Source organism: Elizabethkingia sp. YR214 (assembly GCF_003058195.1).
Classification (GTDB): Bacteria; Bacteroidota; Bacteroidia; order Flavobacteriales; family Weeksellaceae; genus Elizabethkingia.
Window position 1 is genome coordinate 26,167 of sequence record NZ_QBUH01000005.1, and the last position, 24,863, is coordinate 51,029.

Genomic DNA, 24,863 nt, shown 5'->3' on the forward strand with positions numbered 1-24,863 from the left:
AATTAATTAATATTGTGTATATTACAACCAATAAAGAAGACTAGATTAAAAATTAAACACTATGCACAAAACTACTACTTACAATCACATTAAACTTCCTCAATATTTATTTTATGTGCCGGTGATTCTGGTTGCTTTAGCTGTTCTTTTTCTTTACGTTAGAGGATCTCTAAATATTGAGTCCTATATACAGCTTCAGACACCTTTATTTTTTCTGATCAACTCCAAATTATCACAATATCCAAGTGTGCAGTACAATCTTACCCAGTTGGGCGATGCACTTGTATTTTTATCATTTTTAACTATTCTCATTGTCTATGCGCCAAAAGTATGGGGTGCATTAATAACAGCTTCAATAATTTCAGCAATTTTCTGCACCCCTATAAAGTCGTTATTTGCTGTACCAAGACCGGCTGCAGTCTTTGATAATAATAGCTTCACTATTATAGGAAAAACATTATCGGGGCATAATAGTTTACCTTCCGGGCACTCTATCACTATTTTTACGATCCTTACAGTTTTATTATTTTCATTTATGCCTAAAAAACTAAATTATAAAATTATCTGGATAGCAACATTTACGTTTGCGGGACTGATGATTGCTTTTACAAGAGTGGGCGTTGGTGCACATTATCCTTTAGATGTTATTATAGGCGGTGTACTAGGCTATCTATCGGGAATTTTAGGTATATTTATCAATCAGAAATATAAAACATGGACATGGATAAGTGATAAAAGGTATTATCCTATTTTCATGTTAGTTATTGCAATTTGTAGTATTGTTTTAATAAATAAGCTTATTAATGAAAAGTTGATCATATTTTATTTATCACTAATTAATCTTATGATTGTACTTCATATAATTACCAATATATATGCTAAAAAGAGATTTAAAATTACGAGATTTTTCATTATTAATAAGCTTTCTTAATTTTCTATTATTCCATCTTCCGTTTTTCAAGTTTGTTGTAGGTAATGTTGACTATAAAACATTTAGCGGCGTAAGTATTATTATAAGTCTGGTCATACTAATGCTGGCCGCAAATTTTTTTACTTTTTATCTTATCCTCTTTCTCTCTCGTATTGTAGGGAAAGTTTTACTGGTGTTATTTTTTATTATTAATTCTCTGGCTGTCTATTTTATCAATACCTATAGTGTAATAATAGATGAGAGCATGATTGGTAATATACTCAATACCAATTACGAAGAGTCCAGCAGCTTTTTCTCTTTTAAACTGATCTTATACCTTGTTATACTTGGAATACTCCCTTCTATTGTTATCATTAAAGCAAGGATTATAAAGGAGAAACCAAAGAAATTTCTGATTACCTCTTCACTCACTTTACTATTCATGGTTATCTTAGCATTTGCCAATGCAAGTAACTGGCTATGGATTGATAAAAATTCAAAGACATTGGGTGGCCTTGCAATGCCCTGGTCGTATTCGGTAAACCTTTCTCTCTTCTATATCCACGATTACAAAAAGAATGAAAAAGAAATACTATTACCTAATGCTACTATAAAGGATACTCAGAAGTCTGTAATGATTTTAGTTATAGGAGAATCCGCAAGAAGAGAGAATTTCTCGCTGTATGGCTATGGAAAAAACACCAATCCATTACTTTCCAAAACTCCTGGTGTACACAGCTATAATGCTACATCTTGTGCAACCTACACTACTGCTGGAGTAAAATGTATTTTGGAGCATAAAAATACAGATGATCTCTATGAAATCCTGCCAAATTATCTGTACCGAAATGATGTAGATGTAATCTGGAAAACAACCAATTGGGGCGAACCTCCTGTACACATCAAAAACTACCAGAGCAAAGAAAGTCTGGAAGCAAAGTGTAAAGGTGAAGATTGTGGATATGACGGCGTTCTTTTAAATGGTTTAAAAGAAGAAATAATGGCTAGTAAGAAGAATAAAATACTAATTGTTCTGCACACCAGTACAAGCCATGGCCCTACCTACAGTAAGAAGTATCCCACAAGGTTTGAAGCTTTTAAACCTGTATGCAATAGTGTAGAATTAGGAAATTGCTCCAAAGAAGAGCTCATCAATGCTTATGACAATACCATTGTTTATACAGACTATATTCTACACAGTATAATTGAAGATCTAAAACAACTAAATGGTTACAACAGTGCCATGATGTATGTCTCGGATCACGGAGAATCTTTAGGTGAAAAAAATCTATACATGCATGGTGTTCCTATCAGTATTGCTCCAAAAGAGCAATATGAAATTCCTTTTATAGTTTGGACATCTGATGGTTCAAAGCAACTAAAGCCTAATAATACACTCTCTCAGAATAATGTCTTTCACAGTGTTCTAAACTTTTTAGGCGTGCAAAGCCCTATTTACGATGAGAAAATGAATATTTTTAAATAATAAAATTTTTCTCTGGTTAAAAAAATGATAATCGATAACTTTAGGCAGTAATTTATTCCTAAAAAATAGTGTCTTTAGTATGCTGATTCAGATCAACAACATTACGACCAGAACAATTCAGAGGCCTGAACATAAAGCTTTTTATCAGATTTTCCTAATCCATGATCCATCTGAGGTTATTGTAGATTTCACCGCTTATGAAATAACAACTCCTGCATTGTTATTCCTGAGTCCATATCAGCATATTACATGGACAAAACCAACGGATTCACTGGTAATTCAACTTTTGTTTCACGGAGATTTCTATTGTATAGAATATCATAAACACGAAGTTGCCTGCAATGGCTTGTTATTCAATAATATTTACCTGTTACCATACGTTGGCCTAAGTCAGGAATTTTTTGAAGAAATTGAAGGAATTATTCTGAAAATAAAAAAGGAACTCGACAATCATTCCGATCTATCTGAAGCCGTAATAAAAGCTTATCTACAGCTTATTCTGGCACTTTCAAGTAAAGTAAAAAAGACACATATCGAGAGTTTGGTTATACTGCATACGGAGGGAAATTATGAAGGAAATGAATTTCAGAGATTACTGGAAGAAAATTTTGCTCAGGAAAAATCAGTCAACTTCTATGCAGACAAGCTGCATCTCGGTACAGATACTTTTAGTAAAAAAATAAAAAATCAGCTAGGTAAAACACCTTCTGTATTTATCCAGGAGCGTGTAATTCTGGAATCTAAAAAGCTATTACATCTTACCCGTCTTTCTATAAAGGAAATTGCTGTACAATTAAATTTCCAGGACGAACATTATTTCAGCCGCTATTTTAAAAAGAATGTTGGCGTGTCACCATCAGAATTCAGAACCAAAACAGGAATTTCCATTGTAGCGGAATAGTACACGACAAAAACGAATTTGTCCATTTTATCAGGATCTTTCAGACTATAGCTTTGTTGTAAAAAAAGAAAATGAAAAACTTACTTCACTTCCTGGCCAATGGACAGCATTATTTCATCAATATTCTTCGCATTTCTGTTTTCATTGTAATGGCATGGATTGGCGGATTGAAAGCCTTCCAATACGAAGCAGATGGTATTGTTCCCTTTGTAGCCAACAGTCCTTTTATGAACTTTTTATACCAGAAAAAAGCTCCGGAATATCAAGAGCACAAAAATCCTGAAGGAAAAACGGTTAAAAAAAATATTGAATGGAATAAAGCCAACGGCACTTATATCTTCGCATACGGACTAGGAACTGTTATAGTACTAATCGGTTTACTAAACTTAGGTGGTATCTGGTCTCAATGGTCTGGGATAGCGGGAGGTATTCTTACTTTTCTGATGTCGCTTGTGACCTTATCTTTCCTTATCACCACTCCCGAAGTGTATGTTCCTAATCTGGGTGGGGACTTCTCTACCCCTCAATATGGATTCCCTTATCTTTCCGGTGCCGGACGATTAGTTCTGAAGGATATTATTATGATGGCTGCAGGCCTCGTTATGGCGTCAGAATCTGCAAAACAACTTTTGAAAAGATTAGCTTAAATATTGTAGCCATTAAAATTATCTAAATGCTGTATAGATAATCTACAAATAAAGTGCTTTTCATATTTAGAAAATATACAGAAATTAGTAGTACCGTAGCTAAGACGTCTCTATAACGTTAGTTTTCTTACGGACATCTAAAATGAATACAATTGTAAAGGCTAAAAAAAACAGCAAACGCTTTAATAATATTAAACTGTGTATTTTTCTTTCGGGGCTTTCTGTATTTGCACAGATTTATCTGTTCCAGCCTTTACTTCCGATGGTTGCAGTACATTTTAACCGTTCTGTTGGCGATAGTTCACTACTTGTGTCGTCAGCCACAATAGGAATGGCACTAGGCCTTTTTTTCTTTGCATTCAAAGCAGATCAGTTTTCACGAAAAAAATTAATGGTCTTTTCATTGGTCACATCAGCTGTACTTACTATCATCTCAGCCTATATAGAAAGCCTTACCTTATTAATTGCAATCGGAGTTATTAAGGGCTTTGTAATTTCCGGTGTATCGGCTGTAGCCCTCGCCTATCTAACCGAAGAGGTAGATCTGGCGATCGTTGGACTTGCCATTAGCATGTATGTAAGTGGTAATACAATTGGAGGAATGAGCGGAAGAATACTCGCTACAATTGTTTCTGGAGAACTGGGTTGGCAAACGGCTGTTCTGGTTATAGGAATTGAAAGCTTATTACTTGGATTAATATTCTGGAAATTTTTCCCGGAATCACTTTTCTTCACGCCACAGAAAACTGATTTTATCCAGAAGTTCAAACAGATGAGAAGATTTCTCTCTGATCCCTATATGCTTAGACTATACGGTATTGCAGCATTACTGATGGGCGTATTTGTAAGTGTGTACAATTATCTTACATTCCGCCTGGAAGCTCCACCTTTCTCATTGCATCATATTTTTGTTGCCTTTATTTTTCTAATGTATACTTTCGGTGTATTTGGCACCATGGCTACCAGCAGGCTGGTTAAAAAACATGCACCGGGAAATATTCTGAAAGCTTTTATTATCAGCATGTTTATTGGTGCATTAATGTTACTTTCCAAGCATATTTATATACTTATCATAGGTCTTGCATTGCTTACTTTTTCATTTTTTGCAGTACATACTATGGCCAGCAGAATGGTTGCTATGCATGCTAAAGAAGGAAAAAGTTCAGCCACATCCATTTACTGGTTGGTATATTACCTTGGTTCCAGTGTTCTGGGAAGTGGAACAGGTTATCTTTTGCATGCAACTTCGTGGATAGGTTTCATCTTGTTTCTTCTGTTTGTTATTTTTATTACATTCTTCCTTACCATTAAAAGAACCAGAGTAAATCAAAATTAAATTAATTACGAAAAACATAAAAAGTACATGAAGATTATCCCTTTAAAAGAAGGTAACTTTTCAGTTAATGCTCAAAAAGAATTTGTATTATTAGAAAATGCCGGTATATCCTCCGGATTAAAAATGGCCATTCAGCCCTTTCTTATTATCACGGGACAGGACTATATATTACTGGATGCTGGAATTGGATGGAAACAAAACAATACACAGAAAATTTTTCAACAGCTTGCCGAGGCTGGAATAAAACCAGAGCAAATAAGTAAGATATTACTCTCTCATCTCCATAAAGATCATATCAGCGGACTGGTGAACAGAACTCCGGAAGGTATGGAATTAAATTTCCCGGGAGCCCAAATCTATCTTCAGGAAAGAGAGTATAATTTTGCGCTTACAAAAGTAGGTGCTCCTTCCTATGATTTAGATATACTACGTTTTGTTACACAGCACTCAAAACTTGTATGAATGGATCAAAACAGCGGAGAAATTACGGAAGAAATATCTTTTGAAGTAACCGGAGGGCACTCTCCTTTTCATCAGGTTTTTTGGATAAAAGAAGCGGGAGAAACTGTTTTTTATGGCGCAGACAACTTGCCTCAGAGTACTTATTTTAAATATCATTTGGCTTATAAATCGGATTTTGATGGCAAAAAAGCGCTACAAGATCGCATAAAATGGGAAAAACAGGCAAAAGAAGAGAATTGGAAAATCTTATTTTATCACGATATGGAATATCCGATTCTTTCCTTTTAAATCCGGAAAAACAAAACCCACTACTGAAAATCAGTAGTGGATTTTTAAAGTTTATAATCAAGATATGAATTACTCAGTTTTACCACTTAAAGCAGCTTCGTATCTTTTATTAATCTCTTTCCAGTTAATCACATTCCATATTGCACTTAGGTAGTCAGCTCTTTTATTTTGATACTTCAGGTAATATGCATGTTCCCATACATCAATTCCTAATACAGGTATTCCCTTAACCTCAGCAATATCCATTAGTGGATTATCCTGATTTGCAGTAGAGGTAATTGCTAACTTTTTATCCGCTGTTACAATAAGCCATGCCCAACCTGAACCAAAACGATCTGCTCCGGCTTTGCTCATCTTTTCTTTAAAAGCGTCGAAACTTCCAAAAGACTGATTAATGGCTTTTGCTAATTTTTCAGATGGTTGTGTATTCTTTTCAGGTGTTAGGATTGTCCAGAATAACTCGTGGTTATAATGACCACCAGCATTATTTCTTACCGCCGGAGTTTGTTTTGAAATTGTAGAAAGTATTTTCACAAGACTTTCCTTTTCCAATGGCGTTCCGACAATAGCCTTATTTAAATTTGCTACATACGCTGCGCCATGCTTGCTGTAATGTATTTCCATTGTTTGCGCATCGATTGATCCTTCCAGTGCATTATAAGCATAAGGTAACGGTGCTTGTTTAAATTGTGCTGATACCAGCTGTGCCACAAGTACAAAGCCTAGTGCGGCTGCTCCAAATAATTTCATAGTGTTGTGTATTTTATGATTCGTTATTTCAAAAGTTTTTTTATGTCTTCTATCAAAAGTTCTCTGTCCGGATGGTATTTACCACTTAGCTCAGCTTCTTTACCCTCGGGATCTTTATAGTTCAGTCCGGAATAGTATAGAATGGGCATTCCGTCTTTACCATATCGGCTACGTATATTACCATTTTTGTCTACCAGAGCAATCATTCCACTGTGATTAAGACTTTCCGCCTGATCTTCTTTATCACCAACATAAATATTGAACTGATCAGCTATTTTCCCGATATAATCTCTGTCTCCGGTTAGAAAATGCCAGTTAGGAGATTTAGCACCCATCATTGCAGCATGATTTTTCAATACTTCCGGCGTATCATTTGTTGGATCTATACTAATAGAAATAATTCCGAAATCCGGATTATTAATCTGATCTTCTATATGTCGCATGTTATGATTCATCACAGGACAAATTGTAGGACAGCGGCTATAAAAAAATTCTACCAGATAAACTTTCCCCTGCATATCGTGGTTCGTAATTTTCTTATTATTCTGATCAGTAAGATTAAATTCAGGAACCTTCATTACCGTATAAAGGTCTTTTTTAAAATAACCTATTCCCAAACCAATCGTTACAAATACCACTGCCAGTATGATTAACGGAACTACAATTTTAGTCCTTGAAGACTGCTGAGGCCTGCTCTTGCTTCTGCTTTTCATTTTTGTACATATTTATCAGGATTCTTCTTGAAGGTCTTCTTACAATTGTCGCTACAGAATCCATAAATATTTCCTTTATAAACGGCTGTATCTTTTAAAAATTCTGCAGTCTTCATATGACAGATCGGATCATCTTCATTTACCACCTTTACATTTTTCAAGTTAGGTCCCTCTCCTGCTTTCATTACATGTTTTACTGTCGGCTCTTTTTTCGCACAGGAGAAAATTGATACTGAGCACAGTATCGTCAATATATATTGTTTCATTATTTTTCGATAAATTTTAAACTAAAATCCAATGCTTTACATCTTAAAAGCATCTTGCTGTGAAAATTAAAATAATGAAACCAAAGGAGGTCTGAATATTTTGGAATGAGAGATAAAGTCATAAAAATCGGTGTAATAAATGGTTGGTTTTACTTTATGCGTAATACCCATAAGTAAAGATTTAAAAGTAAATGTATCATTTACAATAAAAGCATCTATAAAACCGGAAATATTAATCTTGGAATTTTCCTGTTTCGGAGAGTTTCCAGATACCTTTACCAACTCTTTGGACAGATAACAGATTCCATTACAGTCCAATTGTGGACGATTTCTGTTTTCGCAAAGTCTACTCACAATATAATCGTAATTCAGGGCATAATCCAGTAATGGCAATACAGGGCGTAATGCGATTGTAAATATGATGAATATCGAAATAAGTGACTTCAATTACCAACTTTTGTCAGTCAAAGGTACAAATACAAAATCTGTTTTTATTCATTATCTGATGAAAGTCATACGCTGGTATTATAAACGTTAAGTACATGAACTTTCTAGCAATATAAAACTGAACTTTCTGGCAATAAATTTTATAAGTATTTGGTTCAACTTTGCTTTATAACATTTAAAACACAATTTATATGAGCAAGACCATTTTAATTACTGGAGCAGCAAGTGGCTTTGGTAAAATCGCAGCATTTGAACTCGCTAAAAAAGGACACAACGTAATTGCTACAGCCCAGACCTATCCTCAGATGAGTGATCTTATAACGGAAGCTAAAGAAAAAGGAATCGAACTAACGGTAGATAAACTTGATATCACCAACCCGCGTGACATTGACTATGTTCATAAAAAATATGACATAGATATCCTCATCAGCAATGCCGGAATTATGGAAGGAGGTCCTATAGCAGAGCAGCCTTTGGATCTGATACGTTCAATGTTTGACGTAAATGTTTTCGGAGCACTGGAATTAGCACAAGGATTCATCAAAAAGTTTGTTGCTAAAAAATCTGGCAAAATTGTATTCACTTCCTCCATGGGTGGCTTATGGACGGTTCCTTATGTTGCCGCTTACTGCGCTTCCAAGCATGCATTAGAGGCAATTGCAGAAGGACTTAAAACAGAACTGGAACCTTTCGGTATTAAGGTCGCAACCTGCAATCCCGGAGTTTTTGGTACAGGATTTAATGACCGCGGAGTGGATTCTATATTCCGCTGGTATGACCCTGAAGTAAATTTCACTCCTTCTTCGGCATTCGACGGAGCCTCAGATTCTCTGGCTCACCAACTGGATCCTATATCTATGGCTGAAGTGATTGTAAATGTAGCCCTTGATAATCAGTCAAACTTCAGAAATGTACATCCAAAGGAAACGGAGGATTTTGTAAAACAATTACAAGCTGATGCCTGGAATGCAAAAAGCTAACTAACCTCTTTTCTAAAACTTACAGGCAGATTTTCGTCTGCCTGTATAGCATAAACACTAACTAAAACACAAAGACAATGAATATATTATATAATGAAGCGGTAAAAGCGATGAATGCTTCTATTGAAAAATCTAAAGAACTTGAAATTCCTGTGAGTATTGCAATTGTAGACACGGGAGGACATCTGGTTTCGCTTGCGAGATTGGACAGTGTATATGGTGTTATAGATTTTGCCGTAAAAAAAGCAAAAACAGCTATAATGTTCGGAACCGACAGTGATATAATGGGAAGTATGATTGCCGGTACATCCATACACGGATACGGAATGATTAATTCCAATAATGGCTTACTAACTATACCAGGCGGCACGATTTTAAAAAACAAAGAGGGGAATATTATTGGCGCAATAGGCGTTTCCGGCGGAACTCCTGAGCAGGATAAAGAAATTGCCTATGCTGGCACTTATATCCCGTTATAATTTAAGATATTAGCAAAATGGAAGGTCAGAAGGATATAGTATTTGATAAACTGGTCTACTCCTGTGCATTCGAAAAATACACAGGACAGGAAGAATTTATTCCGGAACATTTCCTGGGGTTTCAACTATCGGGAGAAACTCATGCACAACATGCCCGGGGCAGTACCATAGTTCCTGAAGGTTCTGTTGTCCTGGTAAGAAAAAATCAACTGATTCGTTCAACAAAATATCCTTCAAAAGAAGGTAAATATGAATTCTTATCTATCACACTGGATAAAGAAGTATTACAACAATATGCATTGGAGCATAAAATTGTAACAGAGGGACATTCCGAAAGTATGCCGGAGCTATTCTTTGAACCCAACAATTTTCTGAAATATTATTTCCTTTCGCTGATTCCATATATTGATCACAATATAAATATTGATTCTAATCTCGCCAATCTAAAAATAAGAGAAGCTCTTGAATTATTATTACAAAGCAATCCTGATTTCAAACATCTATTATTTGATTTCTCTCAGCCTCATAAAATAGATCTGGAAGAGTTTATGAATCTTAATTATAAATTTAATGTATCTACAGAATCTTTTGCCAGACTTACCGGCAGAAGTCTTTCTGGTTTCAAAAGAGATTTTGAAAAAGTATTTAACTCTCCACCCCAGCAATGGCTGCGGAACAAACGTCTGGACGAAGCTTATTACCTGATTAAACATCAGAAACAAAAACCTGCCGATATATATCTGGATTTGGGATTTGAAAATCTTTCACACTTTTATTTTACTTTCAAGCAAAAGTTTGGTAAAACGACTTCCGAAATATAGTTACATTTGAATAAACAAATCTTATTATTATGATTAAAACAAAAGGTTATGCAGCTCAAGACCCTAATTCTGATTTAGCATCTTGGAATTTTGAAAGAAGAGAGGTCGGGGCTCACGACGTACAAATTGAAATAATGTATTGCGGTGTATGCCATTCGGATCTACATCAAATAAAAAATGATTGGTTTCCCGGATTATTTCCGATGGTACCAGGACACGAAATTGTAGGTAAAATTGTAAAAGTAGGTGATCATGTAAAAAACTTCAAGGTAGGTGAACTTGCAGGAGTTGGATGTATGGTTGACTCTTGTCAGGAATGTGAAAACTGTAAAAATGATTTAGAACAATACTGCGCGGAAGGAAATACACAGACTTACAACAATCTTGACCGCAGCGGACATCCTACTTATGGAGGCTATTCTGATACTATTGTGGTAAGAGAAGAGTTTGTTCTTCATATTTCTGAAAAATTAGATTTAGCAGCTACTGCCCCGTTACTTTGTGCCGGGATTACGACCTACTCTCCTCTACGACACTGGAAGGTAGGCAAAGGTCATAAGTTAGCCGTTTTAGGCTTAGGAGGATTGGGACATATGGCTGTAAAATTTGGCGTTGCCTTTGGTGCTGAAGTAACTGTTCTAAGTACTTCTCCTTCAAAAGAAGAAAATGCCAAACAATTAGGAGCTCATCATTTTGTTGTAACGAGTGACCCTGAGCAATTGAAAGCTGTAAAAAGTTCTTTTGATTTTATTTTAGATACTGTTTCTGCAGAACATGATATGAATCTTTATATCTCATTATTAAAAACAGATGGTGTTCATATATGTGTTGGAGCACCTTCTAAACCAATGCAAATAGGAATATTTCCACTTCTGGGAGGAAGAAAAAGTGTTGCAGGCTCTGGTATAGGTGGTATTAAAGAAACTCAGGAAATGCTGGACTTCTGTGCAGAGAACAATATAGTTTCAGATATTGAACTAATTGATATCAAAGATATAACAAATGCTTACGAAAGAATGCTTAAAGGCGATGTAAGGTATAGATTTGTTATCGACAGTAAAACATTAACTAATTAATGTAAATTTAAAAGCTCTACAGAAATGTGGAGCTTTTTTATTACAAAACTTGCTTAGCTCTTTAGTGCTGCTAAATAAAACAAAATATGTTTTACTACTAAGCTACAGGTTATCAGCCACTCTAATTTAAACTTGTTAATCTTCCGGGAACTTCTTTATCCTTGAAATTAATTTAAAAGCTTAACAAAAAATTCATTTTACATCACCTCCATTTACAGTTCCTTAATAGACAATTCATGCCCTGTTCATCGGGTTTCAGCCTCTAACCGATACTTTTGCCTTTATAAAAAGTGAGGATGAAAACAGCTCTACAAAAGACTATGTTCATTGCGCTCTGCACTACAGGAGCAGCGGTAATGGCTCAGGAATTTAAAGGTAAAATATTCAACTCCGAAACCGGAGAAGTAGTAACCGGCGCAGAAGTACAGATCTTCCCCGGAAAACAAAAAGCTTATTCAGGACTGGATGGCGAATTTAAATTCAAAAATCTTTCTCCGGGACAATACACTTACACCATTACTTACAATCCTTTTAAAACAGTTCACAGTACAATTGTTATTGCCGAGGAAAAGAATGAAGTTGAAGTATTTATGGGGACTTCTACAGTAAAGGAGATTGAGCGGATTAGCGTTAAAGGAAACAAAAAAGCTGATTCCGATGCATTTGCCAGAAAAAGAGAGCAAAAACTACCTCAAGTAGTTAATATTGTTTCGGGAGCAGCAATTGCCAAATCACCAGACATTAGTGTTGCCAATGTAATCCAGAGAGTTTCCGGAATTTCAGTAGAACGAAGCAGCAATGGCGAAGGACAGTATGCTATCCTTCGGGGAATGGACAAAAGGTATAATTACACATTGGTAAACGGTGTAAAGATACCGAGTCCGGATGGTAAAAACAGATATATTCCTTTGGATATATTTCCCGCAGAGCTATTAGACAGATTAGAGGTTTATAAATCTTTGTTACCAGATATGGAAGGTGATGCAGTAGGCGGAGCTATAAATATGGTTATGAAAGATGCTCCTTCGCGTGAGGAAATCAATGTAAACCTTGCATTAGGGTACAGTCAGATGCTGATGGACAGAAAATTTAAAACCTTTCCAACAGATCAGATTAATTTCCGTTCTCCTTACGAATTAGGAGGTAAAAATTATCAAGCTAAAAATGCAAACTTCCCAAGAAACAACTATAGAATAGAGAATGTTACTGCTATGCCTAACTTTAGTGGTGGTGTTTCTTACGGAAAGAGGTTTTTCAATCAAAAATTGGGTATCATCGGAGCTGTAAGTTTTCAGAATAATAGCCGCCTTACAGAAAGCCAATTCTTTAATTCCAGTAATGTAGATGTTATGAAGTATGCTGTGATTACTTCTCTAAATGACAGAAACTATTATGAAAACCAGCAAAGATTGGGGATACATACCAAATTAGACTATAAATTCAACAAAAATAACAGCCTCTCTTTGTATAACTTATTTGTACAGCTTAGAGATACTCAATTTAGAGAGAACCTCAATACCAATTTCTCTAATTCCGTTTATGATCCTGCATTAGGAAACGCTTCAATTAACTATCAAAACAGAACCCGTTTGCAACAGCAAAGGGTATGGAACTCCACATTAAAAGGTGAGCATAGGCTGGTACCGGGGTTATTGAATATGGATTGGTCTGCAGTAGTATCGTCTGCCAGCAATGAGCTTCCGGACACTGCCATTTTTGGAACTTTAGGAGTACGTAAAAACTTCGCAGAAAACCATACCTCTCCTACCGATGCCAGTAGAAGCTGGCAAAGAAATACAGATAACGATTACGCTGGATATCTGAATTTGGGTATAGATTTGGGTAACAGATCCGAAATTAAATTTGGTGGTTTATACCGGGATAAAAAAAGAAGTAGCTTCTACAACAACTATGTCTTAAAACCTGCAAATCCTACGGCACAATGGGGAACAGATTATCAAGGTTATACAGATATAGATTATGAGGTGCAAAACCCAAAAGGTGCGGTAGCCAACCCCTTAACTTACGATGCTACTGAAAAAACAACAGCAGCTTACCTAATGTTCAATACCCGGATTGAGAATCTACACGTTTCCGGGGGGGTAAGAATGGAAAACACCAATCAGGGGTACAAACTCTATTTTCCTCAGGGAGAATCCAAACCGGAAATGAATCAGAAGTATACAGATTATTTACCAAGCCTTAGTTTAAAATATACACTCAACCATAACCAAAATTTCAGAGCCACGTATTTTCGCTCTGTCAACAGACCCGGATTTTATGAAATAGTACCTTCCAGAATTGTATATGAAGAATTTCAGGAAAGAGGTAATCCGGATTTGAAAAGAGCTTTGGCGGATAATCTGGATTTCAGATACGAATATTTCCCGAACGCAACAGATCAGTATATGATAGGCGTATTCCATAAAACCATTAAAGATCCTATCGAATATACATTGCAGCCAGACCCTACAAGACCACAGGATATTTTCTATTCTCCCGGAAATTTTGGAACTGCCCGTAATTTTGGTGTAGAAGTAGATGTTATAAAATTCTTCAACAAAATAGGATTCAAAGCCAACTATACCTTTACCAATAGTAATATTGAAACACCTAAAAGTCAGAAAATAAGAAATCAGGCTGGTGATTTGGAAACCATTCAGGTGATGCAGAAAAGACCATTGTATGGACAAAGTAAACATATAGCCAATCTTTCACTTCTTTACAAGGACGTACAAAATGGCTGGGATGCACAGCTGGCAGGTTCTTATACTGGTGAAAGGATTAATACAATATCTCAATACCTAAATAATGATATCTGGCAAAAAGGATTTGTACAGCTTGATTTTTCTATAGAAAAGAAACTGAAAAACGGAGTAACCATATTCTTAAAGGCTAATAATCTTTTAAATACGCCGATGGAGTTATTTATAAAAGGAAGTAATCCCGAAAACCAAAACATTCCGTATCAAAGAATATCTGATAACGAAACTCTTATCCGAAAAGATTATTACAAACAAACCTATTTACTGGGGGTAAAATTCAAAATCTAAAAAACCATGAAAACACAATACTATAAAATATTTGCTTTAGCTTTTCTATTGATTATTACGCAGTCCTGTGAGAATGCCAATTCTATGGTTGACACATCTGTAGAAGCTCCAAATACCAGTGGTGTACACGGAGAAGTATTTGGTATATGGAACAAAAACACAACTATATATGTAAGCGGGGATATTATCGTTCCTGAAGGAAAGTCGTTGGTTTTGGAAGAAGGCGTTACTGTCATTATGGATCCTAATTCAAAACCAGAATTTATTGTAAGAGGAAATCTTTACAGTATGGGTACAGCTGTAAATCCTGTAAAAATAACAGGACCTGTTGAAACCAGAAAACCAGATTCATGGGGACAGGTATGGGGCGGTATTTTGGCTACTACTACCTGTACTGAAATGCTACTGGACCATACAATTATAGAGCTTGGCGGAGCCACTACTACAGAAGCATCCACATCAGTAAAAATGGGATTATATAAAGCAAAAGCGGGTGAAAACCTTCCGGCTTTATGGTTCTCCAATACCAGAGGAAAATTAGTGATTACTAATTCTATTATCCGGAATTTTCACGATGATGCTACTTATCTGGAAGGTGGTGAACTTATTATCTCTAAAAATAAATTTTACAGTACCGGGAATAAGGGTGGAGAGGGTGTAAATATTAAATCAGGAGTGCTTGCCGATGTAAGTTATAACCTATTCTTCTCCAACAATACCAATGCACTAAAACTTTCTAATTCAGGAGGTCGTTCGCCACAAACCCATGTCGTTGCTTACAACAATACTATTATTAATACAGGTTGGAGAAGACCTGATATTAAAGGCGGATCCATATGGCTGGAAAGTTCTGTCTATGCTGAAGTTTACAATACACTATTTGCCAATACCAGATTCGGCATCAAGCAGGATACTAAAAACAAACCCGATACCCGTTCCAAATCGTCCAATAACCTTTATTATGGATATACAAGCGATGCTGTTACCGGATTTACACCTAATAATGGTGATATCCTTAGTGGCAGCAATGATATGATCAGTACAACACCCCAGGCTAATGATCCTAAGTTTAAGAATTACCCTCTGAATAACAGCTATACCAGTGCTGCATTTAATGATGCCTGGGATTTCCATCTTTCATCGGGCTCTCCTGCGATAAGCAAAGGAAGCACAAATATTATCCGTAATTTTCCGAAAGGTCTCACCATTAATAATACACTTTATGAATCTCCGGAACCATCGTCTTATATCGGTGCTTACGGTCAATAACATACTGATATCATGAAATACTATTTATATACCCTTATTAGTCTCTCTGCACTGTCTTGTTCCGGACAAAAACAAATTGTTGCTTCTCCGGAAATTATTAAGCCGGTTATTGTTACCGAGCCTGTGAATTTTGATTCTGATGATCCGGCAATATGGGTAAATCCTCAAGATCCTTCTAAAAGTCTTGTAATAGGTACAGATAAGGATATAAACGGGGGACTATTTGTTTTTAATCTGGAAGGAAAAATACAAAAGGAACTTTCTGTAACCGGATTAAAAAGGCCTAATAATGTTGACATTGCATATGGACTTATACTCAATGGTAAAAAAACAGATATTGCAGTAACAACAGAAAGGTATACCCACAAACTAAGAGTTTTCTCTCTTCCGGATATGAAGCCCATAGACAATGGTGGCCTCCCAATGTTTGAAGGTCAAACCGGAGAAGGAGAAAGAGATCTTATGGGGATTTCTTTATACACAGATCCGAAAGGAAATATTTATGCAATTACAGGCAGAAAAACAGGTCCTAAAGAAGGTTCTTACCTTTGGCAGTATCTGTTGTCCGATTCCGGACAAGGGCTTGTAGAAGCTAAACTTGTACGGAAATTTGGTAATTACAGCGGTAAAAAGGAAATAGAATCTATTGCTGTAGATAATGAGAATGGCTATGTTTATTACTCGGATGAACAATTTGGAGTGCGAAAATACTATGCTGATCCAGCTAAAGGCAATCAGGAGCTTAGCATATTCGCTCAGACTGGTTTTACAGAAGACCACGAAGGAATTTCTATTTATAAAACGAAAACTAAAAAAGGTTATATCCTGGTATCCGATCAAGGTGCTAATAAGTTTCATATTTTCAGCAGAGAAGGAAAAAATAAACTCCTGAAAATTGTAAAAGTAATGGCTAACAAAAGTGATGGCTCCGACATAGTAAGTATTCCTTTGAATAAAACATTCAGACATGGGCTTTTTGTAGCTATGAGTGATGACAAAACCTTCCATTATTACCGATGGGAAGATATCGCTGGTGAGGAGCTGGATGTCAATTAACGAGCTATAACAAAAAGATTTTCAAAATATTACATTTTTACTGTATCTTCGTAAAGCAGGCTTTGTTGAGTCTGCTTTTTTTCATTAAAATCATACTGTAATATGAAAGGTAATGTTATAAATTCCGATACTTCCACTAAAACCATTATACTTTTTAGTTTTATTGTCCTGAAGTTTCTTATACAGTATTCCTTAATCCTTCCTGAGTACGATCTGCAAAGAGATGAATACCTACACCTGGATCAGGCTAATCATTTGGCATGGGGATATTTGTCTGTTCCTCCTGTTACTTCCTGGATCTCCTATATCATAAAGCTTTTGGGAAATTCTGTTTTCTGGATTAAATTTTTCCCTGCACTATTTGGTGCATTAACCACCGTTGTGGTATGGAAAACAATCGAGGAACTTGGCGGAAAGTTATTTGCATTAATTCTGGGTGCCAGCTGTGTTACCTTTTCAGTTTTATTTCGTCTCAATACCCTTTATCAACCAAATTCACTAGATGTACTTTGCTGGACCCTACTCTATTTTTTCATTATAAAATATACCCGTCAGCAACAGCTTAAGTGGTTATATTATGCTGCCATTACTTTTGCTTTTGGATTCTTAAATAAGTACAATATTTTATTTGCCATTATTGGGCTTCTGCCTGCCTTTATCATATCACCTGAGAGAAAAATATTTTTAAACAAAAAGTTATACTTTATTATCACATTGGTTTTTGTAATAATCCTTCCAAACCTTTTGTGGCAGTACCAAAATAATTTCCCGGTTATCCACCACATGAAAGAACTAGCAGACACACAGCTTGTAAATGTCAACAGACTGGATTTTGTACGATCTCAGTTTCTATTCTTTCCGGGAACTAATATTATAATACTTATCGGACTATACTCACTTGTCAGATACGAGCCTTTTAAAAAGCACCGTTTATTATTATGGTCTTTTTTTATCACTCTCGGTGTCTTTATTTTCCTAAAAGCAAAAGATTATTACGCCATCGGCATTTATCCCATTTACTTTGCTTTTGGCTCTGTTTACATCGCACATTTATTGGAGAAAAAATCTCTGAAAATTCTAAAACCTATATGCGTTATTCTGGCTATAGCCTCTTTTATCCCGATGTATTTAGTTGCTTTTCCCAATAGAAGCCCAGAATACTATATAACACATAAAGAAACTTTTCATAAGCTGGGAATGCTCCGTTGGGAAGATGGCAAAGAGTATCCACTGCCTCAGGATTTTGCAGATATGCTGGGATGGAAAGAGCTTGCAACTAAAGTCGATAAAGCTTATTTGCAACTTAATGATCCGGAGCATACACTCGTCCTGTGCGATAATTACGGACAGGCTGGTGCTATTAATTTTTATTCAAAAGCAGCAATACATGCAGTTACCTTCAATGCCGATTATATCAACTGGTTCAACCTTCATAAAAGATATAATCACCTCATCCGTGTGAAATATCATAGTGAAAGGAATGCTGAATTAAAAACAACCTCTCCTTTCTTTAAACATAGCGTAATCACAGATTCTGTGACTAATAAATATGCACGGGAATATGGTACCACTATCTTTAGTTTCTCCAACGCTAAAATAGATATCAATCCAAGGCTGCAAGAAGAGATTAATAAGGTAAAGGCCAGATAGAATTATAAATTTATTTCTTTTCTTTAGCCCATTCTTTAGCAGGTGATATCCACTCATCTAAGGCTTTAAATAGAAACCCATGAGCTAACCCTGTATTGAGCTCTATTTCTTTGAAATAATTTAATTTAGAGTTAATAAATCTCTTTTGACCAGACAATGGCTTACTGCCATTATCAGAATTTTCATTAATAGAAAGTATCTTACCATAAAGTTTGAAATTATCATCCTTGTTTAAAGAATCACCATTAAAACTAGCCCCAACAAATACAAATTTTAATTCCGGATTCTTCATATAATAAGAAACATACTGGGCGATATAACCTCCCTGGGAGGTTCCTACTATAGTAATATTTCGGATAGGAATACCTTTTTGATAAAGACTGTCAATTTGTTTTTTAACTTTCATAGCGTAGGCTTTGATATCAGTATCGGGCTTTCGTTTCTCAGAAATCACAATTGTATTTTTGTCTTTGAGCTTACTAATAATTGCTTTATACTCTGCAATACCATATTTAGGATGCTTCTCGTTAAAAGTATGATCCTCCAAAAATTTATTGTGCAAAAAGAAAATATACTGCTTTTGTGATTGTCCGTAAAGCAATGCTGAAAAGCAAAATAACAATGAGAGAATGATTACTTTTAAATTCATAATAGTCTATACAAAAAAAGAATTTTTATCTCCTCTAAAGCTATTAATAAAAAATAGCAAATGGATTAGAAAATCATAAATTCCATCATTAACCTAAGTTAAAAAAAGCATAGATAAAAAAAATATTTCACTTTTTTATACACATAAAAAAACACAGTTTATCTTCGATGAATACTACAAAAACTAACATTCAAAAAAAACATATAGATTGTTAAAATTATCATAATTGACATAAATGATTGGCATACAGCACCCTTAATAAAATTAAAAGTTCTATATTTGTCATCGTAATAATACAACATCCTCTTTTATAGGATGTTTACTTTACACAAACAAAGACACAAACAAACAACACACGATGATGAGAAACTTAATAATTACAATTAGGGGTAGCCTTTCCGATTACCTGAGTTCCATTTAGATTTTTGAATAAAAAAGTTTGTACTATGTAAAAAATATCTTTTACATCGACTTTTTATTCAAAATACTTGAAATCCAAATCACTGAAAGAATAATAAATTAAAGTTCATGTACATATATAGTGTACAAGATTTTGATTACTATACTTTATGTATATAGAATTGGATCACAGTTCCAACATGTTGGAAATTTAGATAAAACACAAACAAATAAAGAAGATTACAAATGATGATTAAAGAAAACCTTAAACAGGAGTACTCTGCTCCTGCGCTGGATGTATTATGGCTGGAAATGGAGCAAGGAATTGCTGCCGGCTCTGCAAAAGTTATCCCTCCAAATAGTGGTGGTCAGGTTCAGGAAGAATGGACACAAGGCCCGGATGATGACCGAACTATCGAGTGGTAAACCAATAGATTAAGCAAACACAAACAATTTAAATGATGAAATTAAAGTTACAAGCTGCGGGTATTCCGCTGCTAGCATTATCCTTTGCTGTTATCTCATGCAAAAGTACTGACGGTAGCATAGAAGACAATAATACAAATCCGTCGGCTTTCAATGTACGGGTAAACCTTTCAGGAATAGAGAATATTGAAGAAACTCCTGTTTTACAGGCTTCTGCCGGTAAATCAAACTCAGTATCTTCCAGTCCACAACAGACAAAGATTTCACTTGGTGATGATAGTTTTATAATGGCTACTCTTACCCCTCAATCCAATACACCTTCATTGGCAAATCGGGCTCAGGCATCTATTAATCCGATGGCTGCAACAACTCCACCTACGGAGCTGAATACTGGTGTAAGATACAAAGTAGCTGTATATGACGCGAGCGGAAACTATGTTACCGAAAAAGAATTCGCTTATAAAAATGGAGAAACAGATGGTTTCCAATTAAACGGTGGCCAGAACTACACTTTTGTAGCTTATTCTGTAAACACTACAGCTTCTACCCCAGCGGTAAATAATGGCGGAACTCTTGCTGCTGCAAAATTATCCGGTATCAGCGGAGATCTCATGTATTTTAAGAAAAATATGACGGTGAGCGGAAATGGTGTCAACACACTGGACATTGTGTTAAAACATCAATATAGCCAGATTACCACTAAACTGGATGCAAGACAGGTTGGAAATATTTCAGCTGTCAGCAATCCTGTAATAACTCCAGCCAATACTTCTGCCGATATTAGTTTTGCAACAAATGCTTTAACTTATAACGGACCTCTTTCTTCTGGCCAGGCGGTCAGTTTCAGCGGTCTGAATCAATCTGTAGTTACGAGTGCCGCAACTCAGGTTATTGCCAATACTACAACTACAGGGCAACTTAATTTAGGTAACGTAACTATTGATGGGGTCACTAAGCCTGCAAAAATAGACAATCTAAAAATCACTCCCGGAGTAAGATATAACCTGAATCTTAGATTTGGGCCTTGCAGACAAGATATTAATCCGGTTCCTTTTTCTGTTAAGGATGGTGTTACACAGACTTTCACTATGCCGGCAACAGACTTTGGGTTTGTTTTTGATATTTATACACTCGATAACTCTTTTAACCTTACCATTAATGGTACCAGAATGGCTACCGGAGAAATTCAGTTTGAAAGAGGTTCTTCTCCTGCTCAAAACATCAGGTTTGCAGACGGTACAGCATGGCAAGATGCTACTATTCCAGCTATATATAATATGAAAGGAACTGAAGGAAAACCACTGGTAAGAGTCGTAATCAGTAAAGATGGAACAATTTCCATGTTTGGAAGCAAAACCGCCGGCGGAGCACTACAACCATTACAGTTATTCAACGGTAATTCATTTAATAAAATTACCTGGAATACTACTGGAAACAATACTGTAGTAGCTTCTCAGATGGTACTGGGAACTACTTATATGTCAGGATTCGGAACAGGGAAGCAGATTGTTACCTGTACTCCGTAATTATAAAATTTCATTTATCTATCATTTATTAATAAAAAGCTGTTAACAGTTTTTAAGAGCGGGCAATTCCCGTATTGCCCGCTCTTTTTTGATAGTTAAAAACACAAACACAACACATAAATGATGAAACCTTTACATTTTAAAATAGTGAGCTCTTCACTACTATCTTTATTTCTTACCACAACCTCATGCCGCAGTACCGAGGAGAGTATAAATGATACTACAACGGTTACTTCTGCTCTCAATGTTAAAATAAAGCTTTCCGGAATTGAAACTATAGAGGAAACACCTGCACTACAGGCTTCTGCAAATAAAAAAAGAATTTCATCCGGTAATATTCAACAGACAATTATTCCTTTTGAGGATAATACTTTTGTGACAGCTACCCTTATTCCTAAAACAAATACTTCTTCATTAGGCAGCCAGGCTCAGGCTTCAGTTAATCCTATAGCAGCTGGTATTCTATCGAATGAACTAAAAGATGGTATAAGATACAAAGTCGTTGTATATGACAAATCCGGAAATTATGTAGACCAAAAAGAGTTTAGCTATAAACAGAATGAAACGGATGGCTTTCTGCTAAATGGCGATCAGAATTATACTTTTATTGCTTATTCATTAAACAACAATTCACCCACACCTAATATTTTTGATGACAAAGCCCCACTTACTACGGCTAAACTGGCTGCAGTAAGCGGAGATTTGATGTATTTCAAGAAAAATATGACCGTAACGGGTAATAAAGTCAATGAGCTAGCGATAGTCCTAAAACATCAGTTTAGTAAAATTACAACTAAGCTGGATGCAAGACAGGTTGGAAATATTTCGGCGGTTAATAATGCTGTTTTTACTCCTGCATTTGCATCTGCAGATATTAGTTTTGGTACCGATGCTCTTTCATATAACAATGCTCTCTCTGGCGGCCAGGCAGTAAGCTTTCAGTCTAAACTAAATGATCCTGTAGTTACCAGTGCTGCAACACAGATCATTGCCCGAACTAATGATACTAATCCTGAAGGAATATTAAATATTGGAGCCGTTACTATTGATGGGGTAACCAAAAACCTGAAATTAGATAAAGTAAAAATTACACCCGGAGTACAATATAACCTAAACTTAAGATTTGGTCCATGCAGACAGGATATACTACCTGAGAAGTTTGATGTTGCTAATGGTGTTTCCAAAACCTTTACGATGCCGGCAACAGATTTTGGATTTACATTCGATATTTACAAACTGGACAATTCATTTAATCTTACGATTAACGGTACAAAAATGTCAACAGCAGAGATCAATTTTGAAGATGGATACGGTGTAAACGGAAGATCAACTTCTTCAATCAGATTTCAGGATAAAACAAAGTATGGAAGCAATGGAATACCGACTATTTACAGTATGGAAGGTATTGCAGGAAAGCCTCTGGTAAGGGTTGTTATCAGTAAAGATGGTCAGGTATCATTATTTGGAAGTAAATCTTCCGGTGGACCACTGGAACCTATGGAACTATACAACGGTTCCTCTTTTAACAAAATTAAGTGGAATACTACAGGAAGTAATACAGTAACCGCTACTCAGATGGTATTCGGAACAACATATATGTCCGGCTTTGGTACAGGAAAACAAATTGTTACCTGTGCTCCATAGCCTAAAACACAAAAAACACACAATTTAAAATACAAAATGATGAAATTACAATTAAAAGCAGTAGGCTTTCCCCTACTGGTATTGTCCTTAGCTGTTACTTCCTGCCGCAGCGCAGAAGGTGGAATAAGCGACAATACAACGACCGCTAATTCGGTATACAATGTACAGGTAAACCTTACCGGAATCGAATCGGAAGAAGAAGTTCCGGTATTTCAGGCTTCAGCAAGTAAAACCTCGGTTGCCACCACAAGTCCGCAACAAACAAAAATTTCGCTGGGTGATGATAGCTTTGTTATGGCGACTCTTACCCCTCAGTCTAATACATCTTCACTGGCTAACCAGGCACTGGCATCTGTCAATCCAGTAGCAGCAAATCAGCCTACAGAACTGGGCGCTGGTGTAAGATATAAAGTTGCAGTATATGACAAAGACGGAAACTTTGTTACCGAAAAAGAATTTGTCTATAAAAATGGTGAAACTGATGGTTTCCTATTGAACGGAGGACAGAACTATACTTTTGTTGCTTACTCTTTAAACAGTACATCTTCTACTCCGGCAGTAAACAATGGAGGAACTCTTGCTAATGCAAAATTATCCAGCATTAGTGGAGATTTGATGTATTTCAAGAAAAATATGACCGTAACGGGTAACGGCGTTAACAATCTGGATGTTATACTGAAACATCAGTACAGTCAAATTACAACAAAACTGGATGCAAGACAGGTAGGAAATATTTCAGCAGTAACCAATGCCACTATTACACCTGCCAATAGTTCTGCAGATATCAGCTTTGCTACAGATGCTCTAACCTATAATGGTTCTATAAGTCAGCCCGTGTCTTTTTCTGCCCAGAACTTACCAATAGTTACAAGCAGTCCAACTCAGGTCATATCTAATGCCACCACAACGGGGCAACTTAATTTAGGAACTGTAACCGTAGATGGGGTATCAAAAAGTATGACAATAGATAAATTAAAAATTACCCCCGGAGTTAGATATAACTTAAACTTAAGACTTGGTCCATGCAGACAAGATATTAACCCGGTTCCTTTCTCTGTAAAAGACGGAGTAACACAAACCTTTACTATGCCTGCTACAGATTTTGGTTTTGTATTCGATATCTATAAACTGGATAATTCTTTTAATCTCACCATTAATGGGACACAAATGGCCAGTAAAGAAATAAATTTCCAGGGGAATGACGGGGCAACCCGTACAGTTCGTTTCGCTGATGGAACAGTATATGGAAGTGATGTTGTTCCGGCACTTTTACGCCCTACCCCACTGCCGGCTAAAAGAACTTATGAAATATGGGATCTTGAAGGAACACCTTCGGCTCCGTTAGTAAGAGTTGTGATCAGTAAAGACGGAAAGATCTCTCTCTTTGGCAGCAAGTCATCCGGAGGTGCATTAGAACCTTTAGAATTGTACAACGGAAATACATTGAATACCATAAAATGGAATACAACCGGAACAAATACCGTTACGGCAACACAATCTGTTATTAATATTACTTATATGTCTGGTAACGGAACAGGTAAACAGATTGTTACCTGTAATCCATAATAAAACTAAGTATAGATATAGTATAACAAAATTCAATATGGATATTATTTCATCGTAATATTA

The 24,863-nt window shown here is 36.0% G+C and carries 24 protein-coding genes; 19 read left to right on the forward strand and 5 right to left on the reverse strand.

What is annotated here, in order from left to right:
- The first annotated feature begins 61 nt into the window (after positions 1 to 61).
- From C8J95_RS10855 to C8J95_RS18970, 7 genes are all read left to right on the forward strand, one after another.
- Positions 62 to 931 (forward strand): phosphatase PAP2 family protein, encoded by an 870-nt coding sequence (locus C8J95_RS10855; RefSeq protein WP_107808358.1) that lies wholly within the window; start codon positions 62 to 64, stop codon positions 929 to 931.
- Positions 876 to 2,396, forward strand: a complete 1,521-nt coding sequence (eptA, locus tag C8J95_RS10860; protein WP_107808359.1) for a phosphoethanolamine--lipid A transferase EptA — start codon at positions 876 to 878, stop codon at positions 2,394 to 2,396. The genes C8J95_RS10855 and eptA overlap by 56 nt, the downstream gene beginning before the upstream one ends.
- Before the next feature lie 79 nt (positions 2,397 to 2,475).
- Positions 2,476 to 3,297, forward strand: coding sequence for an AraC family transcriptional regulator (locus tag C8J95_RS10865; protein WP_107808360.1), 822 nt, complete (start codon positions 2,476 to 2,478; stop codon positions 3,295 to 3,297).
- A 71-nt stretch (positions 3,298 to 3,368) separates the two neighbouring features.
- On the forward strand, positions 3,369 to 3,944 hold the full coding sequence (locus C8J95_RS10870; protein ID WP_107808361.1) for a DUF417 family protein: 576 nt from the start codon (positions 3,369 to 3,371) through the stop codon (positions 3,942 to 3,944).
- A 142-nt stretch (positions 3,945 to 4,086) separates the two neighbouring features.
- Positions 4,087 to 5,280, forward strand: a complete 1,194-nt coding sequence (locus C8J95_RS10875) for an MFS transporter (RefSeq protein ID WP_107808362.1) — start codon at positions 4,087 to 4,089, stop codon at positions 5,278 to 5,280.
- A gap of 27 nt (positions 5,281 to 5,307) precedes the next feature.
- The gene (locus C8J95_RS18965; RefSeq protein ID WP_255412780.1) at positions 5,308 to 5,742 is read left to right on the forward strand and encodes an MBL fold metallo-hydrolase; all 435 of its coding nucleotides are present in this window, start codon (positions 5,308 to 5,310) and stop codon (positions 5,740 to 5,742) included.
- Positions 5,743 to 6,030, forward strand: a complete 288-nt coding sequence (locus C8J95_RS18970; RefSeq protein WP_255412781.1) for a hypothetical protein — start codon at positions 5,743 to 5,745, stop codon at positions 6,028 to 6,030.
- Positions 6,031 to 6,099: 69 nt separating this feature from the next.
- On the opposite strand, the gene C8J95_RS10885 is transcribed toward C8J95_RS18970, so the two are convergent.
- The 4 genes from C8J95_RS10885 to C8J95_RS10900 form a co-directional block, all read right to left on the reverse strand.
- Complete coding sequence (locus C8J95_RS10885) at positions 6,100 to 6,780, reverse strand: superoxide dismutase (protein ID WP_107808363.1); 681 nt, start codon at positions 6,778 to 6,780, stop codon at positions 6,100 to 6,102.
- A gap of 23 nt (positions 6,781 to 6,803) precedes the next feature.
- Positions 6,804 to 7,493, reverse strand: coding sequence for an SCO family protein (locus tag C8J95_RS10890; protein WP_107808364.1), 690 nt, complete (start codon positions 7,491 to 7,493; stop codon positions 6,804 to 6,806).
- Positions 7,490 to 7,678, reverse strand: a complete 189-nt coding sequence (locus C8J95_RS10895; protein WP_249081945.1) for a YHS domain-containing protein — start codon at positions 7,676 to 7,678, stop codon at positions 7,490 to 7,492. The genes C8J95_RS10890 and C8J95_RS10895 overlap by 4 nt, the downstream gene beginning before the upstream one ends.
- Positions 7,679 to 7,825: 147 nt before the next feature.
- A complete protein-coding gene (locus C8J95_RS10900; RefSeq protein WP_107808366.1) occupies positions 7,826 to 8,206 on the reverse strand; it encodes a hypothetical protein in 381 nt (126 codons plus the stop codon).
- Positions 8,207 to 8,397: 191 nt separating this feature from the next.
- Between C8J95_RS10900 and C8J95_RS10905 the strand changes: the two genes are divergently transcribed.
- The 8 genes from C8J95_RS10905 (at position 8,398) to C8J95_RS10940 (ending at position 18,590) form a co-directional block, all read left to right on the forward strand.
- Positions 8,398 to 9,186, forward strand: a complete 789-nt coding sequence (locus C8J95_RS10905) for an SDR family oxidoreductase (RefSeq protein WP_107808367.1) — start codon at positions 8,398 to 8,400, stop codon at positions 9,184 to 9,186.
- A 77-nt stretch (positions 9,187 to 9,263) separates the two neighbouring features.
- Positions 9,264 to 9,665 carry a heme-binding protein gene (locus C8J95_RS10910; RefSeq protein ID WP_107808368.1) on the forward strand — a complete coding sequence of 134 codons (402 nt, stop codon included), beginning with the start codon at positions 9,264 to 9,266 and terminating at the stop codon, positions 9,663 to 9,665.
- A 17-nt stretch (positions 9,666 to 9,682) separates the two neighbouring features.
- Positions 9,683 to 10,486: an AraC family transcriptional regulator gene (locus tag C8J95_RS10915; protein WP_107808369.1), complete on the forward strand. Its 804-nt coding sequence runs from the start codon at positions 9,683 to 9,685 to the stop codon at positions 10,484 to 10,486.
- 29 nt (positions 10,487 to 10,515) lie between these two features.
- Complete coding sequence (locus C8J95_RS10920; RefSeq protein ID WP_107808370.1) at positions 10,516 to 11,562, forward strand: NAD(P)-dependent alcohol dehydrogenase; 1,047 nt, start codon at positions 10,516 to 10,518, stop codon at positions 11,560 to 11,562.
- Between the two features lie 296 nt (positions 11,563 to 11,858).
- On the forward strand, positions 11,859 to 14,615 hold the full coding sequence (locus tag C8J95_RS10925; RefSeq protein ID WP_107808371.1) for a TonB-dependent receptor domain-containing protein: 2,757 nt from the start codon (positions 11,859 to 11,861) through the stop codon (positions 14,613 to 14,615).
- A gap of 6 nt (positions 14,616 to 14,621) precedes the next feature.
- Positions 14,622 to 15,884: a right-handed parallel beta-helix repeat-containing protein gene (locus tag C8J95_RS10930; RefSeq protein ID WP_107808372.1), complete on the forward strand. Its 1,263-nt coding sequence runs from the start codon at positions 14,622 to 14,624 to the stop codon at positions 15,882 to 15,884.
- Between the two features lie 12 nt (positions 15,885 to 15,896).
- Positions 15,897 to 16,940: a phytase gene (locus C8J95_RS10935; protein ID WP_107808373.1), complete on the forward strand. Its 1,044-nt coding sequence runs from the start codon at positions 15,897 to 15,899 to the stop codon at positions 16,938 to 16,940.
- A 102-nt stretch (positions 16,941 to 17,042) separates the two neighbouring features.
- Positions 17,043 to 18,590: a glycosyltransferase family 39 protein gene (locus C8J95_RS10940; RefSeq protein ID WP_107808374.1), complete on the forward strand. Its 1,548-nt coding sequence runs from the start codon at positions 17,043 to 17,045 to the stop codon at positions 18,588 to 18,590.
- A 10-nt stretch (positions 18,591 to 18,600) separates the two neighbouring features.
- On the opposite strand, the gene C8J95_RS10945 is transcribed toward C8J95_RS10940, so the two are convergent.
- Positions 18,601 to 19,239: an alpha/beta hydrolase gene (locus C8J95_RS10945; RefSeq protein WP_107808375.1), complete on the reverse strand. Its 639-nt coding sequence runs from the start codon at positions 19,237 to 19,239 to the stop codon at positions 18,601 to 18,603.
- A gap of 645 nt (positions 19,240 to 19,884) precedes the next feature.
- On the opposite strand from C8J95_RS10945, the gene C8J95_RS10950 reads away from it, so the two are divergent.
- From C8J95_RS10950 to C8J95_RS10965, 4 genes are all read left to right on the forward strand, one after another.
- Complete coding sequence (locus tag C8J95_RS10950; protein WP_107808376.1) at positions 19,885 to 20,064, forward strand: hypothetical protein; 180 nt, start codon at positions 19,885 to 19,887, stop codon at positions 20,062 to 20,064.
- A gap of 32 nt (positions 20,065 to 20,096) precedes the next feature.
- Entirely contained in the window at positions 20,097 to 21,590 is a 1,494-nt protein-coding gene (locus C8J95_RS10955) for a hypothetical protein (protein WP_107808377.1), read from the forward strand.
- A gap of 120 nt (positions 21,591 to 21,710) precedes the next feature.
- Positions 21,711 to 23,234 (forward strand): hypothetical protein, encoded by a 1,524-nt coding sequence (locus C8J95_RS10960; protein ID WP_107808378.1) that lies wholly within the window; start codon positions 21,711 to 21,713, stop codon positions 23,232 to 23,234.
- Positions 23,235 to 23,270: 36 nt separating this feature from the next.
- On the forward strand, positions 23,271 to 24,800 hold the full coding sequence (locus tag C8J95_RS10965; RefSeq protein WP_107808379.1) for a hypothetical protein: 1,530 nt from the start codon (positions 23,271 to 23,273) through the stop codon (positions 24,798 to 24,800).
- Positions 24,801 to 24,863: the final 63 nt, after the last annotated feature.